A 17,115-nucleotide genomic window follows, 5' to 3' on the forward strand; every position below is an offset into this window, starting at 1 on the left:
CGGGACCCCGAGGGAGTCGGCCTCTCATCGGGCCACCGTGAAGCGGACCTCGACGCCGGGCGTCAACAGGGCGGCCGGATCGCGCGAGGGATCCCACACCACCGCCCGCGTCGTACCGACGATCCGCCAGCCGCCGGGCGACACCCGCGGGTAGACCCCCGCGTAGGGCCCGGCCAGCCCGACCGACCCGGCCGGCACGGCCGTCCGCGGCGTGGCCCGCCGCGGCACGTGCAACCGCCGCGGCAACCCCGCCAAATACCCGAAGCCTGGCGCGAACCCGCAGAACGCCACGCGGAACGCCGTCGCCACGACGACGTCCGCGACCTCCTCCGGCCGTACTCCCCACAGCTCCGCGACCTCCCCGAGGTCAGGCCCGTCGAAGCGGACCGGCAGCTCCACCACACCGCCCTGCCCCGGCCGCACCGCCGGCACGTCCCAGCGCACGACCTCCCGCGCGAACCCGCCCGGATCGGCGAGCCCGGTGACCAGCACCGTACGCGCCGCCGGCACGATCTCCTCGACCCCGGCCAGCGCCCGCGCCTCCTCGCCGCCGGCCCGGCGCCGCCGCAGCAGCTCCGCGTGCAGCGCCGCCGCCTGCGCGCCGTCCTCCGTCTCGACCAGCACGGCCGACGCACCGGCCGGCAGCACCCGCATCCGCGGCCTCACGCGAACGCCACCACCCGCAGCCCCGCGCCCTCCAACGCGGCCCGTACCCGCACCGCGAGGCCGGCGGCGCCAGGGGTGTCGCCGTGCACGCACAGCGACCGCGCGCCGACCGCGACGTCCTCGCCGCTCGCCGCGGTCACCACTCCCTCGCGCGCCAGCCGCACCGAACGGGCCACCACCGCGTCGCCGTCCTCGACCACCGCGCCGGGCTCGCGGCGCGGCACCAGCGTGCCGCCCGCGGTGTACGCGCGGTCCGCGAACGCCTCCGGCACCGCCCGCAGCCCCGCCCGCTCGGCGGCGAGCAGCAACTGCGAACCGGGCAGGCCCAGGACGGGCAGCTCGCCGGCCAGCCGCACGCCGGCCACCACCGCGGCGGCCTGCTCCGCGTCGCGCACCGCGCGGTTGTACAGCGCGCCGTGCGGCTTCACGTACGCCACCGACGCGCCCGCCGCCCGCGCGAACACCTCCAACGCGCCGATCTGGTACGCCACTTCCGCCGCCAGCTCCTGTGGCGGCACGTCCATCGCGCGCCGCCCGAAGCCGGCCAGGTCGCGGTACGACACCTGCGCGCCGATCCGCACCCCGCGCCGCGCCGCCAGCTCGCACACCCGGCGCATCGTGGCCGGATCGCCCGCGTGGTAGCCGCAGGCGACGTTCGCACTGGTCACCACCGACAGCAGCGCCTCGTCGTCGGTGAGCCGCCAGCGCCCGAAACCCTCGCCGAGGTCCGCGTTGAGGTCGATCACGGCGTGTGCCGCGCCGGTCGTCTCCGCCATGCCGCTCCGCCCGATCCGTTCGCCCGATCAGTTCGTCCTGCCGCGTGCCGCGTGCCGTGTGCCGTGCACCGCCCGCGCCGCGTCCGCGTACCCTTCCCGTACCCCGCCCGCGTGATCATCGCATCCCGGGCGGCCGTGCGTCGCGCGTCCACCCCGTGGCGGTCCGTGCCGTTTCGGTCGATGTCGGTGCCAGCCCCTAATGTGTGGGGCGTGACCACGACCGTTCCGCACCCGCCGCGCAGCCTGCCGGGCGCGGCGCGCCCCGCGCCGGGGCCCGCCGCGGACGAGGGCCTGGCCCGCAGGCTCAAGGCGCTCGCCTGCACCGCGCCGCTGCACGACCTCGACGCCCGCAAGGCCAACCTGGCGGGCGAGTACAGCGTGTACGCGATGGCGGAGGTCGCGCTCGCCGCGATCGACCTGGTCACCCTCAACATGGACTTCGACACCGGCGCGGACCACGACCAGATAGTGGCCAGGCTGCTGCCCAGGGTCGCCGCCCAGGCCCCCGCGCGGGAGGCCGCTGAGCACGAGCGGGTGGCCCGCTGGGTGCTGGAGAATCTGATCAACGTCGGCAGCGCCGACCGCGGCTTCCGCGCCGTCTACGGCACCTTCGACCCCGACGGCGCGTACGTGCGGCGGGACTACGACTTCAAGCTGATCGAGGAGGTGCCGGGCCCGGGCGGCGGGGTCTACCTGCGCACCACCGACGAGGCGGTCAACGTCCTGGTGGGCGCCCTCGACACCGACGTCACCAGCGCCCAGATCGCCGCCGAGGTCAAACTGGAGGTGCTGATCAGCCGCGGCCGGCTCGCCGACGCCCAACTCGCCGCGGAGCAGGCCCGCTACCGCACCGTGCAGTACGCCGAGGCGCTGCGCCGCACCCTGGAGGCCACCCGGCGCAACGTCCGGGCGGTGGACTGGCTGCGCCGCGTCCCCGACATGATCGCCGAGGCGCTGGACCACGTCGCCGACCGCTACCGCCACGAGAACGCGATCCTGACCAACATCCGCAAGGCGCGCGACGAGGCGGAGGACCCCGAGCACAAGCGGCGCGCCGCCGAACTGGTCGACATCGTCAAGGACTGCATCCGCCGGCACACCCAGCTCCAGTCCCGGCTGCTGGAGGCCGGGCCGCTGTTCCGCGCCGAGCAGGACCGGCAGGCGTTCGCCGCGCCGCCCGCCCGGGCCGGCCTGGACCTCTACGGGCAGCTGGTCGCGCCGATCCTGCCGCTGCCGGTGGAACGCGCCTCGCGGGTCACCGACGCCTTCTTCGCCCGCGGCGCCGGCCTGCGCACCCCCGGCGCGGTCCGCATGACCGACCTGGTCGACCTGCTGCTGACCCCGCCGGTCGAACGCGAGCACCTCGGCGCCGAGATGCCCGAGCCCGACCTGGTGGCCACCCCGGACGACTCGCGCTTCTCCGAGGAGCAGCTGGACGCGGCGACGGAACTGCTCGACCTGCCCGACGACGCGCCGCGCCGGCTCTCGGGCCTGCTCGCCGAGGCCCGGCAGCGCGACCCCGACCTGCCGTATCTGGTGGCGCTGCTGGCCGTGCACGCCGCGTCGCCGCCGGTCGGCACCGCACACCGGCAGGGCGAGCCGCGGGTGCTGTTCGCCGTCGACGACGGCACCCCGCTGGACGACCCCGAGTTCGGCGGCGCCGACCTGATCCTGGGCACCGCCCGGCTGACCCAGCCCGGCCCGAGGAGTGAGTGACGTGAACGACCCACGGGAGCACCAGGACTTCCGCGACGGCCGGGACCTCCGCGACCGCGGCGGCGTACCCGGGAGCCGCGAGGTGTCCGAGGCACGCGACGCACGCGAGGCCCAGGGCGCCCGGGACATGCCGCACCCCCGCGACGCCGCGCACCCCCGCGACGTACCGCAGGTCCGGGACGTGCCGCACGCCCGCGACCCGCGCGAGCCCGGCGCCGAACCGCGGCACCCGGACCCCGCCGCGCCCGCCGCCCTGACCCCGGGCGACGTGGCCGACGCCGCCCGCCTGGTGGGGCTCGGCCTTCAGGCCAAGCTGCTGCCGGCCCGCGACGCGGAGTACGCCGACCTGATCCGGCGGCACCGCGAGGACCCCGCCTTCGCCCGCCTCGCCGACGCGGTCGCCGCCGGCCTCGGCCTGGTGGTCCTCGAGGTCTCGCCGCGGGCCGGCATGGCCGTCGCAGCGGCCGAGGACTCGCTGTTCGCGGTCCGGATGGGCGACTACGCGCGGCGCGCCGCCTCCGACGCCGGCGACCGGTTCCTGCACGGCCTCGCCCACCTCGCCGCCGCGGCGCTGGCCTTCCCCCGCCCCGAGGACCTGGCCGACGACGGCTACATCGGCCGGATCACCGTGCACGGCGTCGACGCCTTCGTCCGCCAGGCGTGCCGGCGGCTGGAGGAGCGCGCCGACGAGGCGGGCGAGAACACCGACCCGGCCAGCGACGCGCCAGGTCTGGAGGCGGCCTGGCGGGTCTACACCCGGCGCAGCGCCACCGGCGCCACCAAGGACGCGCGCAGACTGGCGAGTTCGACCACCGGCATCATCGGCAAGGCGGTCGCCTTCCTGGTCGACTCCGGCTTCCTGCAACGCACCGGCGACGACAACGGCGGCACCTACCGGACCACCGCGCGCTACCAGTTGCAGGTGCGGGACATGGCCGGCAGCGCGGCGATGGCCGAACTGCTGGAGCTGGGCGTCGTCCCGGTCGGCGACGGCACGCCCTCGCTGGTGCCGGCCGCGGAGGGAGCGGACGCGGAGGAGCTGGTGGCGGGCGCGGGCCTGCCCTTCCACACCTGACCCCGACGACCCGCTCCCCGTCCGCCGGGCCGCGCCGGCTCCCCGCCGAACCACCCGCGGCCCCGTCCCGCACCCGCCCTCAACGTCCACACCCGCGTCCGCACCCGCACACCGAACCGAGCCAGTCGAAGGAAGCACGAGCCGCCGCATGTACGAGCTGTCACGAGTCCGCCTGTACTCCATCGGGCCCGCGGGCGCGCGCTACGCCGACACCGTGCTCGACCTGCGTGGCGTCGGCGACCCGGTGCCGCAACCCGCGCCCGCGCAGGGGGACTTCTTCGCCGACGAGCCGGCCGGTCCGCCGCGCCGCCCGGCCCCGGCCGGCGTGCTCTTCCTGGAGAACGGCGGCGGCAAGTCGGTGCTGCTCAAGCTCATCTTCTCGGTGATGCTGCCCGGCCACCGCAACACCCTCGGCGGCGCCAGCTCCGGTGTGCTGCGCAAGTTCCTGCTCGCCGAGGACTGCGGCCACGTCGCGCTGGAGTGGCAGCACACCCTCACCGGCGAGCTCGTCGTCGTCGGCAAGGTCAGCGAGTGGCGCGGGCGCCAGGTCTCCTCCGACCCGCGGAAGTTCGCCGAGGCGTGGTACTCCTTCCGCCCCGGCCCCGGACTCAGCCTCGACGCGCTGCCGGTCGCGGAGTCGACGGCCGTACGCCCCCCGGTCGAGGGCGCGTCCGGCGCGCGGGGCCGCCGCCGCACCATGAAGGGCTTCCGGGACGCGCTCACCGAGGCCGGCAAGGCGTATCCGCACCTCGACGTGGTCTGGGAGGAGATCCACGACCGCTGGAACGAGCACCTCGGCGACCTCGGACTCGACCCCGAACTCTTCCGCTACCAGCGGGAGATGAACGCCGACGAGGGCGAGGCGGCCGGCCTGTTCGCGGTGAAGAAGGACGCCGACTTCACCGATCTGCTGCTGCGCGCGGTCACCGACACCCGTGACACCGACGGGCTCGCCGACCTCGTTCACGGCTTCGCCGGCAAGCTCGGCCGGCGCGCCGAGCTGACCGCGGAACGCGACTTCACCGCGGGGTCGGTGGAACTGCTGGAGCGCATCGTCGACGCCGCGGAGCAGCGCGACCGCGCCCGCGGCGTGCACGCCCAGTCCGAGCGGCGCGCCCGCGCGCTGGCTCGCCGGGTCTCCGCCCGCGCCCAGGAGGAACGCGGTCGGGCCGCCGACCTGGCCCAGCACATGGCACAGGCCGCGCACGCCGTCACCGACGCCGAGCAGGCCCGCGCGGGCAGCGCCTCGATCGCCGCGGAGCTGGCCTACCGGCACGCCTCGCTGGCGCTCGCCGCGGCGGACAAGGGCGCGGCCTCGCTGCGCCGCGAACTGGGCGACGCGCGCACCCTGCACGCCGCGTGGCAGGCCGCCGAAATCGTGCTGCGGCACCGCGCGGCCGGCGACCGGCTGGAACGGGTGGGCGCCGCGATCCGCGAGGCCGAGCGCGACGCCGCCCCGGCGCTCGCCGCCCGCTCCCGCGCCGCCGCCGACCTGGTACGGGCCCTGCACGCCGCGGCGGCCCGCGCGGAGGAGCGCGCCGACGAGGAGGAGGAGCGGTCCGCCGCGCTCCAGGAGCAGGCCGAGGCGGCGCAGCGGGCCGCGACCGCCGCCGCCACCGAGGCGGGCCGCGCCCGCAGCGAGAGCGGGCACCTCGCACAGCGCCTCGCCGAGGTCGAGCAGGAGACCGCGGACGCGGTCCGCGCCGGATGGCTCGACGACTCCGCGCCCGACGCCGACCCGGCGCGGGCCGCGCTCGCCGCCTCCGACGCGGAGAAGGCCGCCGAGGCCGCCGCCCGCACGGCGGCGCGGACCGCGTCCGAGGCCGCCGCGCGCGCCAAGGACCTCGCCCTCGCCGAGAACCGCGCCGACCTCGCCGCCGCCCGCGCCGCCGACGCCCTCGCCACCGCCGAGTCCGCCCACTCCGCCGCCACCGTCGCCGCCACCGCGCTGGCCGCGGACCCCCGCCTCACCGCCCTCCTCAGCCTGCCCGCCCCGGTCGCGCCGTCGCCCGACGCCGCGCCGCACGCCCCGGGCGTCGCCGCCTCCGCCGCCTCCGCATCCGGCAAGGGCGCTCACGGAGCCGACGCGCCCGCGCCTGCCGTGGCCTCGCCCACCGAGGCGTCCGCCCCGGGCACGTCCGCGGAGTCCGGCGCGCGCGCGGAGACCCCCGGGCCCGCCGCCTCCGGAGCCGACGGGGCGGCGGGCGCGGACGCCGTGGCCGGCCCCGCCGCGCACGCGTCCTCCGGCGCCGCCGCGCACGCGTCCTCCGGCGCCGCCGCCGCGGACCCCGACGCCGACCCGGCGCGGGCCGCGCTCGCCGCCTCCAACGCGGAGAAGGCCGCCGAGGCCGCCGCCCGCACGGCGGCACCGCCCGCACCCGAGGTGCCGCGCGGCGGACCGCCCGCGAGCGCGAGCGGGGGAACCGACACCGGAGCCTCCGCGGCCGATGCACCGGCGGCCCCCGCGGGTTCCGCACCGGACCGGCAGGCGAAGCCCGGCGCCGGCGGGGAACGGGCGCCGGCGCGTCCCCCGCCGGCACACCGGGCGGGACCGAGGGCCCCGGCCGGCAGTCCGTACCCCGCGCGCGCACCGAAAGCGGCGCCGGCGCGGACGCCGAGGTGCCGGACACGTCCCCCGCCGGCGGGGCCCGGCGTCCGGGCCGCCGTGACCTGGCCGCCACGGACGGCGTGCGGGCCCGCGGCGTCCGGGCCCGCGTCGGGGAGCCCGCCGACGGCCCGCTCGGGGTCGGCGAGCTGGACGCGTTCGCAGACGCCCTGCGGGACCTGCTGGAGGACTCCGTCGCATCCGCCGAGCGGCAGCTGTTCGAGCTGCGCACCGCCGCCGCGGACGACGCGCGCATCCTCGGCGCGCTCGGCGACGGCGGCCTGCTGCCGCCGGGCCCGGACGTGCTGGCCACGGTGGAGTTCCTCGGCGAGCACGGCATCCCGGCGCTCCCCGGCTGGCGCTACCTCGCGCAGGCCGTCGACCCGGCCGACCACGCCGTGGTGCTGGCCGCCCGCCCCGAGCTGGTCGACGGCGTGGTGGTCACCGAGCCGGCCTCGTACGCCCGGGCCAAGGACGTGCTCGCGCAGGCCGCGCTGCTGCCGCGGTCCGCCGTCGCGGTCGGCACCGCCGCCGCGCTGCTCGCCCCGCCGCCCGGCGCGGGCGCCGCGCAGGACGTGTTCCTCGTGCCGCCGAACCCGGCCATGCACGACGAGATGGCCGCCGACGGCGAACGCCGCGAGCTGCGGGCCCGCGCCACCGCCCGAGAGGAGGAGATCCGCGCGCTCGCGGTCCGGCTCGCGCACGACCGGACGCTCGCCGCCCGCCTGGCCACCTGGCGCGCCGCCTGCCCGCGCGGGCGGCTCGCCGAGCTGGCCGCCGAGGTCGAGGCCGCCCGCGCGACCGCCGAGCGCACCCGCACCGAGCTCGCCGCGATCCGCGCGGAGCGCGCCGACGCCGACACGGCCGCGGCCGAGGCCGCCGCGGTCGCCGACGCCCGGCGCGCCGCCGCCGAGCAGGCCGGCCGCCGCGCCGACGCGCTGGCCGGCCTCGCCCACCGGCTGCGCGAGCGGGCCGGCTGGCAGCGCAGGAGCCGCGAACTGGCCGCCGACGCGGCCGAGGCCGAGGCGCGCGGCGAGGCGCTGCTCGCGCAGGCGCGCGCCGCCGACGAGGACCGCCGCGCCGCCCAGCGCGCCTCCGACGACGCCCGCCGCACCGCACACGTCCTGCGCGCGGAGCGCGCCGAGATCGCCGGTGCCCCCGAGGACGCGGGCGACGCCCAGGACGCCGCACCGGCCGCCGCGGCCTCGCTGCCGGCGCTCCGGGAGGCGTACCGCGCGGCCTCGCAGGTCTACGAACAGGTCGGCGTCGGCGCCGACCTGCGCGCCGAGCAGGCCCGCGCCGAGAGCACCGAGCACGCCGCCCTCGCGGAGCTGGAACGCCTCAGCAACAAGGTGCGCAGTCGCGCCGCCGTACTGCTGGAGGGCCCGGACGGCGCGGACGGCGCGTCCCGCCAGGCCGCCGCCGCCCGCGCCGAACGCCTGGTGCAGACGCTGGAGTCACGCCAGTCAGCGGCCAGCGAGCAGCTGGGACGGCTGCGCGGCGAGGCCGAGCGGCTCGCCCCCGCCGACGGCGCCGCGCACGCCGAGCTGCCCGAGCAGCTGCAGCCGCGCGACGCCGAGCACGCCCAGGAGCTGCTGCGCGCCGCCAACGCCGAACTCGCCGCCCGCACCGAGGCGTTCGAGCAGGCCAGGGCCGCCCACGCGGACGTCGTGCGCGACCACCGCGGCGCCGAGGACGCCGCGTCGGGCTTCGACGAGACCGCCGCGCTGCTGCGCGACCTGCTGCGGGACGGCCCCGGCGGCGTGCCCGAGGACGACGAACCGGAGCCGTACCAGGGCCGGTTGGAGGAGGCCCGGCAGGCCGCCGCCGAGGCCCGCCGCAGCCTGCGCGGCTGCGCGGCCGATCTGTCCGCCGCCGAGACACAGGTGCGCGAGGCGTGCGACGTGCTGGTCCGGCACGCCAACGCGGTCCGGTACGAACAGGTCCGCACCCCGGCACGGCAGCAGATCAGGGAGCTGCCGGCCGCCGCGCTGCCCGACCACGCCGCCGCGTGGGCCGCCGCGTTCGCGCCCCGGCTGCGCGTGCTCAGCGACGAGCTGGAGCAGCTGGAGCGCAACCGGGACAGCATCGTGGACCGGCTGCGCGGGCTGGTCGAGTCCTCGCTCGCCACCCTGCGCTCGGCGCAGCGGCTGTCCCGGCTGCCGGAGGGGCTGGGGGAGTGGTCGGGGCAGGAGTTCCTGCGCATCCGCTTCGAGGACCCCGACCAGGCGGTGCTGACCGAACGCCTCGGCGAGGTCATCGACGAGGCGACCCGCGCCGCCGTGCGCAAGAACTCCGACCTGCGCCGCGACGGCATGACGCTGCTGCTGCGGTCGGTCGCCGCGGCCCTGGAACCGCGCGGCGTGGCGGTGGAGATCCTCAAGCCGGACGCGGTGCTGCGCGCCGAGCGGGTGCCGGTCGGACAGATGGGGGACGTCTTCTCCGGCGGCCAGCTCCTGACCGCCGCGATCGCGCTCTACTGCACGATGGCCGCGCTGCGCAGCAACGACCGGGGCCGCGACCGGCAGCGCCACGCCGGCACGCTCTTCCTCGACAATCCGATCGGACGTGCGAACGCGACGTATCTTCTGGAGTTGCAGCGCGCGGTCGCCGACGCGCTCGGTGTGCAGCTCATCTACACCACCGGATTGTTCGACACGACGGCACTCGCCGAATTCCCGCTGGTGGTCAGGCTGCGCAATGACGCGGACCTGCGCGCGGGACTGAAGTACATCAGCGTGGAAGAGCATTTGCGGCCCGGACTGCCGGTGCCGGACCCCCAGGGCGAACGCGTGCACGGCGAGATCACCGCCACCAGGATGTTCCGCCGCCCGCCCGATCCGGCCACGGCACCCGCCGGCCCTGCCGCCACGCCCGCCGCCGACCCGGCCGAGGCGCCCGCGCCCGCGGCACCGTAGAACCCACCGCCCGCGCCCGCGGCACCGTAGAACCCTCACGGCCAGCGCGCCGGCCGCCCCCGGCGCCCGCTCAGGCGCCGTGCGGCCGCGGCATCCTGGGCCGTCCGCCCGCCGGGTCGCGCCCCGCCGCGCGTCCGCGGCCGTCGGCCCGCCCCCGCGCGTCCGAGCGGTCCCGTGCCTGCTCGGCGCGGCGCGCGGCGTCACGGCCGAGGGCCGTCCGCTCGCGCTCGGCGGTCCGCTCCTCGCGCCTGGCGCGGCGCAGCTCCCTGCGCCGCGCCCGCGCCACGCTGCTCGGGCTGGACACCACGCCGTTGCGCTGCAGCCACACCTGACGGGTGACCCACACGTCCAGGACCGACCAGGTGGCGACCACACTGATCAGCAGCGTCAGCACCAGCACCGGCGCCGACAGCCAGGAGTGGCCCATCGCGAGCAACGCGTCGATCACCACCATGATCAGCGCCACCGATGCGATCAGCATCGCCCGCACCGCTGCGGCCCGGACCGGATCGGGCATCCGGGGAGTCCCGACCTCCTCCTCGTGCCACACCGATTGCCTTTCGAACTCCATGAATGGTGCCTGCCCCGGAATATCCCCCGCATTCCCCGGGTACGATTCCGGCCAGACCCTCCCAACCCCCCGGACACGCTTTCGGGTTACCTCGAAGTCAGTAGTAGGCTCGCGCCGTTTGAACGGCACACAGTTCCCCCGCCGGGGGCAGACGTTGGGGAGGCCATGCGCTTTCGCGGTACGACGATCCGCCGGAAGATCGTGGCGCTGATGCTGATCCCGCTGGTCTCACTGACCGCGATCTGGGCATTCGCCGCCACGGTGACGGCCCGGGCGGTGTGGGGACGGCCGGACATCCAGCGGGTCGCGGAGAACGTCGGCTACCCGGTGGGCGACGCGATGAGCAGCCTCCAGCAGGAGCGCCGGGTGGCGATGGTGTACATCGCCAACACCCGCGACTCGCAGGCCAGGATCGCCTACGACAAGCAGGAACACGCCACCGACGGCTCCATCGCCCGGCTGCGCACCAAGATCTCGTCCTCCGGCATCCGTAGCGACCTCGACTCGCGCGCCCGCGACCGGCTGGACATCTTCCTCACCACCGTCGAGGGCATCGCCTCGCTGCGGCAGCGGGTGGACAGCGAGCGGATCAGCCGCAACGACACCTACCTGGCGTACAACGCCCTGCTCGACCCGGCGTTCGACCTGGCCGCGGAGGTGAGCCCGCTCAGCGACGGCGACCTGGACAGCCAGCGCCGCGCGGTGATCGGCGTCGAGCGGGCCCGCGAGCAGCTCAGCCGGCAGGACGCGCTGATGGCCGCCGCGATCAGCACCGGCCACATCAGCGCCGCCGAGCTGACCTCCTTCGAGTTCTCCGTCGCCAACGAGCGCAATTACTACGACACCGACCTGAAGACCCTCGACCCCGACGAGCGCGCCCCCTACGAGGCGTACTGGCAGGGCACCGAGGGCAAGGCGCTGCGCAGCGCCCAGGACCGCATCATCGCCGCGGGCGCCACCGACGCCCCCGTGGTCGCCGCCCACCTGGGCTGGCCCTCGCTCGCCGGCACCGTCTTCGACGACCTCAACCGGCTCAACACCGTCTCCTTCACCCACTTCACCAAGGCCACCAAGCCGCTGTCGACCGCGCTGCTGGTCGAGGTCGCGGTGATCGGCGGACTGGGGCTGGTCGCGGTGATCGCCTCGCTGATCGTCTCGGTGCGGATCGGCCGCAGCCTCATCCGCGACCTCACCGGGCTGCGCCGCGAGGCCCAGGAGGTCTCCGGCACCCGGCTGCCGCGCGTGATGCGCCGCCTGGCGGCCGGCGAGCAGGTCGACGTCGAGACCGAGGTGCCGCGCCTGCAGTACGCGGACGACGAGATCGGCCAGGTCGGCAAGGCGCTCAACACCCTGCAGCGCGCCGCCGTCGAGGCCGCCGTGCGGCAGGCCGACATGCGCAAGGGCGTCTCCGACGTCTTCGTCAACCTCGCCCGCCGCAGCCAGGTGCTGCTGCACCGGCAGCTGACGCTGCTGGACGCGATGGAGCGGCGCACCGAGGACTCCGAGGAACTGTCCGACCTCTTCCGCCTCGACCACATGACCACCCGCATGCGGCGGCACGCCGAGGGCCTGGTCATCCTCTCCGGCGCCGCGCCGTCCCGGCAGTGGCGCAAGCCGGTCCAGCTGATGGACGTGGTGCGCGCCGCCGTCGCCGAGGTCGAGGACTACGAGCGCATCGAGGTGCGCCGGCTGCCGCGGCTGGCGGTCACCGGCGCAGCGGTCGCCGACCTCACCCACCTGCTGGCCGAACTCATCGAGAACGCCGCGGTGTTCAGCCCGCCGCACACCCAGGTCCGGCTGCACGGCGAGGCGGTGGCCAACGGCTTCGTGCTGGAGATCGACGACCGCGGCCTCGGGCTGACCCCCGACGCGCTGCTGGAGGCGAACCTGCGGCTGGCCGAGACGCCCGAGTTCGAGCTGTCGGACACCGACCGCCTCGGCCTGTTCGTGGTCAGCCGCCTGGCGCAGCGGCACGGCGTGCGCGTCTCGTTGCGGCAGTCCCCGTACGGCGGCACCACCGCGGTCGTGCTCATCCCGGCCACGCTGCTCACCGACACCGGCGAGGACACCGGCTCCACCCGGCTCGGCGAGGGTGCGGGGCCGTACGGCGGCGAGCCGGAGCCGCGCGACACCGAGCACACCTTCCGCCAGTGGGGCATGGACGGCATCGACGCGATCGGCGGCGAGTCCCACAAGGAGCACGCGGCGCACACCGACGCGGACGAGCCGCCGCTGCTGCCCGGCGAGGACCCCGAACTCGACGGCCCGGTGCCGCTGCCGCGCCGCCGCAGGACCACCCCCGTGCTGGTCTCCGACCGCGGCCGCACGGTCGGCCGGCCGGGCGCGGAGCCCGCGCGGGACCGGGGGCGCTCGGCGGACTCGGTGGGGACGTCCGACCCGGTCCGTCCGGTCGCCCCGGAGAGCCCCGCGGACACCGGTTCCGCGGACCCCGGTTCCGCGGTCGGCGGCCCCGCCGAGCGGCCCGCGCCGAGGGCCGCTCGGCCGGACCGGCCGAGCGGTCCCACCACCAGCACCACCGGGGGCTCCACGCTGCCGCGCAGGGTGCGCCAGGCCAGCCTCGCGCCGCAGCTGCGCGAGTCCGGCACCGGGTCCACCCGGACCGGCACAGCGCCCGAGCGCACCAGAGAGCGGTCCCCCGACGAGGTACGCGACCGGATGAGCGCCATCCAGCGCGGCTGGCAGCGCGGCCGGGAGAGCGCCGAGCCCGCGCCCGGCCCGGCCGCGCAGCCGCCGGCCGGCTCCGACGAAGCATCGACAGCAGCACCGCGAACGACACCTGATGAGGGGAAGAACGGTCGATGACCGCAGCATCGAGCCCGACACGTGAGCTGAGCTGGCTCCTCGACGACCTGGTCGGCCGGGTGGGCAGCATCCGCAAGGCTCTGGTCCTGTCCGGCGACGGCCTGGCCATCGGCGCGTCGGACGGGCTGACCCGGGAGGACTCCGAGCACCTGGCCGCCGTGGCCTCCGGTTTCCACAGCCTCGCCAAGGGTGTGGGACGCCACTTCGACGCCGGCCAGGTCCGCCAGACGATGGTCGAACTCGACGACGCCTTCCTCTTCGTGACCGCGGCCGGCGACGGCAGCTGTCTGGCCGTGCTCGCCGACGCCGACTCCGACGTGGGCCAAGTCGCCTACGAGATGGCCCTGCTCGTCAAGCGGGTGGGGGCCCACCTGGGCAGCGCGCCGCGAGGCGGCGACGACGCGGCGCTCAGCGGCTGACGACCGATGGGCCGGTGACCACGGCGTGACGGGGACGGGGCGATGGATGACGGCAGGGATGGGTCCGGTGGACGGCGCGGACAGCGGCACGGTCGGCGGACCGGACTCCGGGGGACCGGACGGCGTCGCACCGGGCGGCGGCGCGGGCGCGGCCCGCTGGTACGACGACGCGGCCGGCCCGGTGGTGCGGCCCTATGCGATGACCCGCGGCAGGACCAGCCACGCGGCCGACGCGAGGATCGACCTCATCGCCCTCGTCGTCACCGAGACCAGGAACGGCGACAGCGCCGCGCTGGACGACCACAGCCTGTCGCCCGAGCACCTCGACATCGTCGAGCGCTGCCGGCTCCAGGCCACCTCGGTCGCCGAACTCGCCGCCGACCTCGACCTGCCGGTCGGGGTGATCCGGGTGCTGGTCGGCGACCTGCTGGAGGCCGAACACGTGCACATCCACAAGCCGGTGCCGCCGGCCGAACTGCCCGACGAGAGTATCCTGCGCGACGTCATCAACGGGTTGCGCGCCCTGTGAACCACCGCGTGGGCAGCACGAGTCGAGCCCCCGCCCCATACCAAGAGAGATGACCATGGCCATCGTCCGCTCCGAACGCCGCAGCACGCCGACCACCGCGGAGCCGGTGGCACTCAAACTGCTGGTGGCCGGCGGTTTCGGCGTGGGCAAGACGACGCTGGTGGGCACGGTCAGCGAGATCAGGCCGCTGCGCACCGAGGAGCCGCTCAGCGAGACGGGCCGCCCGGTGGACGACACCGCGGGCGTCGAGGGCAAGCGGACCACCACCGTGGCGATGGACTTCGGCCGCATCACGCTGCGCGAGGACCTGGTGCTGTACCTGTTCGGCACGCCCGGACAGGACCGGTTCTGGTTCCTGTGGGACGAGTTGGCGCAAGGGGCGCTCGGCGCGGTGGTGCTGGCCGACACCCGCCGGCTGGCCGACTGCTTCGCCGCCGTCGACTACTTCGAGCGCCGCGGCATCCCGTTCATGGTAGCGGTCAACTGCTTCGAGGGCGCCGAGGTGCACGAGCCGGACGACGTGCGCGACGCGCTCGACCTGGACCCGGGCGTGCCGGTGGTGCTGTGCGACGCGCGCGAACGCGAGTCGGCCAAGCAGGTGTTGGTCACCGTCGTCGAGCACGCGGCCCGGACGGCCGCGGACCGCCGCCGCACCCCCGCCACCACCTGACGCGGCGTCACCGAAGCGCCCGGGCCCCGGAGGGTCCGGGCGCTTTCGCGTGCCCGGGACGGTACCCCGGCATCAGGCGGTGTCCGCGGGCCCCGCGCAACACCCTGGACGGCGAGCCCCGCGCAACACCCTGGACGGCGCCCGAGGCCGGTGCTAGGTTGTTCTCTGCATGAGAAATACTCACCATGAGAACAACTGATGAGGCACCGGCGTGAGGAGGACCGCGATGGCAGCGCGGCAGAACGGCGAACGGCGGCCGGCCCGGCGACCGTCCCCGTCGGGGACGCGGCAACCGGCTGACAGCGAGGCGGACTTCCTCGCCGCCTACGACCCGCGTGCCTTCGACCCCGTCGCGGTGACCGTCGACGTGGTCGCGCTGACCCTGCGCGGGGGAGCGCTGCACGTCCTGGCCGTACGCCGCGGCGGCCCGCCGTTCGCCGGCGCGTGGGCGCTGCCCGGCGGCTTCGTCCGGGCCGGGCGCGAGTCGCTGGACGAGGCCGCGGCCCGCGAACTGGCCGAGGAGACCGGCCTGGACGCGCCCGCACTCGGCCGCGTGCACCTGGAACAGCTGGGCTCCTACGGCGACCCGGGCCGCGACCCGAGGATGCCCGTGGTGTCGGTGGCCTACCTCGCCTTCGCCCCCGGCCTGCCCGAGGCCACCGCGGGAAGCGACGCCGCGGGCGCGGAGTGGCTGCCGCTGGAGTCGGTCGCCCTGCCCGGGCAACCGCTTACCGGGCCCTCGCGTCCCTTCGAGCGGGGTCGGCGGACCGGGACCCACGGGGGTGGTGCCGGCCGCCGGCCCCTTCCTCGCAGGCGCCCTCCCACCAGGCGCCGGGGGAAAGGACCGTCCTCGCCTTCGACCACGCGCGCATCCTCGCCGACGCCGTCGAACGCGCCCGCGCCAAGATCGAGTACACCCCGCTGGCCACCGCGTTCCTCGGCGAGACCTTCACCGTCAGCGAACTGCGCGCGGTCTACGAGACGGTGTGGGGCGCGCCTCTGCACGCCGGCAACTTCCACCGCAAGGTCCTGTCCGTCCCCGGCTTCGTCGAGTCCACCGGAGAGACCGACAGCCGGCCGGGAAGCCGCGGCGGCCCCCGCGCCCGCCTCTACCGCGCCGGCGACGCCCGCCTGCTGCACCCCGCGCTGCTCCGCCCCGACCACGAGGCGGCCGTCCGATGACCGCGGGAGCCGGGGCGTACGGCGGCGACGGGCGCGGCGGGCCGGCGGCGCGCCCGCCGCAGAGCTTCGACGACGCGCTGGCGGTGCTCGCCGGGCTGCCGGGCGGCTTCCCCGCCCACGCCGGCCGCGCCGCCGGCCTCTACCGCAGGCTGGCCCGGCTGCTGCACCCCGACACCGCGCAGGCCGGCCGCGCCGCGGAGGCCACCGCCGCCTTCGCCGCGCTCGCCGACGCCTGGCGCGCCCGGAGCGTCACGGCGGCGGACGGCGGCCCGGACGGCCTTGCCCCCATGGACGGCCTGGCCCCCATGGACGGACGCCTGCACCGCTACACGCCGGGCCCGGTGATCGCCACCGGCGACCTGGCCGAACTGCGCTCCGCGCACTACGAGGACGCCGGCGCCCGGCGCCCCGCGGTGCTCAAGGTCCCGCTGCTGCCGCGCGACAACGACCTGATGGAGCACGAGGCCGACGTCCTGGACCGGCTCGACCGCGTCGCCGAGCCGCGCCACCGCGCCTACGCGCCCGTGCTGCTGGAGAGCTTCCGGCACGCGACCGCCGACGGCGCCGAGCGCCGCGTCAACGTGCTCGCGCCGCTCAGCGGCTTCCACACGCTCGCCGAGGTCGCCGCAGCGCACCCCGGCGGGCTCGACCCGCGGGACGCGGCGTGGATGTGGCGGCGGCTGCTGACCGGGCTCGGCTGGGCGCACCGCGCCGGTCTGGTGCACGGCGCGGTCTTCCCCGAACACGTGCTGATCCACCCGCGGTTGCACGGCCTGGTGATCGCCGACTGGTGCTACGCGACCGCGGTCGGCACCGACGTCCCGGTGCTCGTCACCCGGCACCGCGACGCCTACCCGCCCGAGGTCCGCGAGCATCTGCCCGCCTCGCCCGCCACCGACATCCACCTCGCCTCCGTCTGCGTCCGCGACCTGATGGGGTCTCAGGCGCCGCCCGAGATGCGGGCGTTCCTGCGCGGCTGCACCCTGCCGTCGCAACGGTCCCGACCGCAGGACGCGTGGCGCCTGCTCGCCGAACTGGACGACCTGCTGACGCGGCTCTACGGGCCGCGCACGTTCCGCCCGTTCGCGATGCCGGAGCCGTCGCGGCCCTGACCGCGCCTCGCCGCCGGCCCGCCGCGACGGCGCCGGGCGTCCGTACACCCACC

At 76.7% G+C, this 17,115-nt stretch carries 10 protein-coding genes and 2 pseudogenes; 9 read left to right on the forward strand and 3 right to left on the reverse strand.

The window, feature by feature from the left end:
• Positions 1-24 precede the first annotated feature (24 nt).
• Both VSR01_RS35575 and VSR01_RS35580 read right to left on the reverse strand, forming a co-directional pair.
• Positions 25-654: a 5-oxoprolinase subunit B family protein gene (locus tag VSR01_RS35575; RefSeq protein WP_326453985.1), complete on the reverse strand. Its 630-nt coding sequence runs from the start codon at positions 652-654 to the stop codon at positions 25-27.
• 8 nt (positions 655-662) lie between these two features.
• Entirely contained in the window at positions 663-1,442 is a 780-nt protein-coding gene (locus VSR01_RS35580; protein WP_326453094.1) for a LamB/YcsF family protein, read from the reverse strand.
• A gap of 180 nt (positions 1,443-1,622) precedes the next feature.
• Between VSR01_RS35580 and VSR01_RS35585 the strand changes: the two genes are divergently transcribed.
• From VSR01_RS35585 to VSR01_RS35595, 3 genes and pseudogenes are all read left to right on the forward strand, one after another.
• Complete coding sequence (locus tag VSR01_RS35585) at positions 1,623-3,158, forward strand: hypothetical protein (protein WP_326453986.1); 1,536 nt, start codon at positions 1,623-1,625, stop codon at positions 3,156-3,158.
• A gap of 127 nt (positions 3,159-3,285) precedes the next feature.
• A complete protein-coding gene (locus VSR01_RS35590) occupies positions 3,286-4,233 on the forward strand; it encodes a hypothetical protein (protein ID WP_442785745.1) in 948 nt (315 codons plus the stop codon).
• 148 nt (positions 4,234-4,381) lie between these two features.
• Positions 4,382-9,753: pseudogene (locus VSR01_RS35595) on the forward strand (hypothetical protein); the annotation flags it as partial.
• A gap of 73 nt (positions 9,754-9,826) precedes the next feature.
• Here VSR01_RS35595 and VSR01_RS35600 read toward each other — a convergent pair.
• A complete protein-coding gene (locus VSR01_RS35600; RefSeq protein ID WP_326453096.1) occupies positions 9,827-10,327 on the reverse strand; it encodes a hypothetical protein in 501 nt (166 codons plus the stop codon).
• 165 nt (positions 10,328-10,492) lie between these two features.
• On the opposite strand from VSR01_RS35600, the gene VSR01_RS35605 reads away from it, so the two are divergent.
• The 6 genes and pseudogenes from VSR01_RS35605 to VSR01_RS35630 all read left to right on the forward strand — a co-directional run bounded on the left by VSR01_RS35605 (position 10,493) and on the right by VSR01_RS35630 (position 17,062).
• The gene (locus tag VSR01_RS35605) at positions 10,493-13,150 is read left to right on the forward strand and encodes a sensor histidine kinase (protein WP_326453097.1); all 2,658 of its coding nucleotides are present in this window, start codon (positions 10,493-10,495) and stop codon (positions 13,148-13,150) included.
• Complete coding sequence (locus VSR01_RS35610) at positions 13,147-13,569, forward strand: roadblock/LC7 domain-containing protein (RefSeq protein WP_326453098.1); 423 nt, start codon at positions 13,147-13,149, stop codon at positions 13,567-13,569. The genes VSR01_RS35605 and VSR01_RS35610 overlap by 4 nt, the downstream gene beginning before the upstream one ends.
• A gap of 46 nt (positions 13,570-13,615) precedes the next feature.
• Entirely contained in the window at positions 13,616-14,098 is a 483-nt protein-coding gene (locus tag VSR01_RS35615) for a DUF742 domain-containing protein (protein WP_326453099.1), read from the forward strand.
• A 55-nt stretch (positions 14,099-14,153) separates the two neighbouring features.
• Entirely contained in the window at positions 14,154-14,768 is a 615-nt protein-coding gene (locus VSR01_RS35620; RefSeq protein WP_326453987.1) for a GTP-binding protein, read from the forward strand.
• Positions 14,769-14,994: 226 nt separating this feature from the next.
• A pseudogene (locus VSR01_RS35625) lies at positions 14,995-15,950 on the forward strand (NUDIX hydrolase).
• Positions 15,947-17,062, forward strand: a complete 1,116-nt coding sequence (locus tag VSR01_RS35630) for a molecular chaperone DnaJ (protein ID WP_326453100.1) — start codon at positions 15,947-15,949, stop codon at positions 17,060-17,062. Before VSR01_RS35625 ends, VSR01_RS35630 begins: the two are co-directional and overlap by 4 nt.
• Positions 17,063-17,115: the final 53 nt, after the last annotated feature.

Origin of the sequence: Actinacidiphila sp. DG2A-62 (assembly GCF_035825295.1) — a bacterium.
Lineage (GTDB): Bacteria > Actinomycetota > Actinomycetes > Streptomycetales > Streptomycetaceae > Actinacidiphila.

What these genes read in the sequence shown, in the direction of transcription:
- VSR01_RS35575 (WP_326453985.1), bottom strand. Translation starts at nt 654, where the DNA reads ATGCGGGTGCTGCCGGCCGGTGCGTCGGCCGTGCTGGTCGAGACGGAG.
- VSR01_RS35580 (WP_326453094.1), bottom strand. Translation starts at nt 1,442, where the DNA reads ATGGCGGAGACGACCGGCGCGGCACACGCCGTGATCGACCTCAACGCG.
- VSR01_RS35585 (WP_326453986.1), top strand. Translation starts at nt 1,623, where the DNA reads ATGTCGGTGCCAGCCCCTAATGTGTGGGGCGTGACCACGACCGTTCCG.
- VSR01_RS35590 (WP_442785745.1), top strand. Translation starts at nt 3,286, where the DNA reads ATGCCGCACCCCCGCGACGCCGCGCACCCCCGCGACGTACCGCAGGTC.
- VSR01_RS35600 (WP_326453096.1), bottom strand. Translation starts at nt 10,327, where the DNA reads ATGGAGTTCGAAAGGCAATCGGTGTGGCACGAGGAGGAGGTCGGGACT.
- VSR01_RS35605 (WP_326453097.1), top strand. Translation starts at nt 10,493, where the DNA reads ATGCGCTTTCGCGGTACGACGATCCGCCGGAAGATCGTGGCGCTGATG.
- VSR01_RS35610 (WP_326453098.1), top strand. Translation starts at nt 13,147, where the DNA reads ATGACCGCAGCATCGAGCCCGACACGTGAGCTGAGCTGGCTCCTCGAC.
- VSR01_RS35615 (WP_326453099.1), top strand. Translation starts at nt 13,616, where the DNA reads ATGACGGCAGGGATGGGTCCGGTGGACGGCGCGGACAGCGGCACGGTC.
- VSR01_RS35620 (WP_326453987.1), top strand. Translation starts at nt 14,154, where the DNA reads ATGGCCATCGTCCGCTCCGAACGCCGCAGCACGCCGACCACCGCGGAG.
- VSR01_RS35630 (WP_326453100.1), top strand. Translation starts at nt 15,947, where the DNA reads ATGACCGCGGGAGCCGGGGCGTACGGCGGCGACGGGCGCGGCGGGCCG.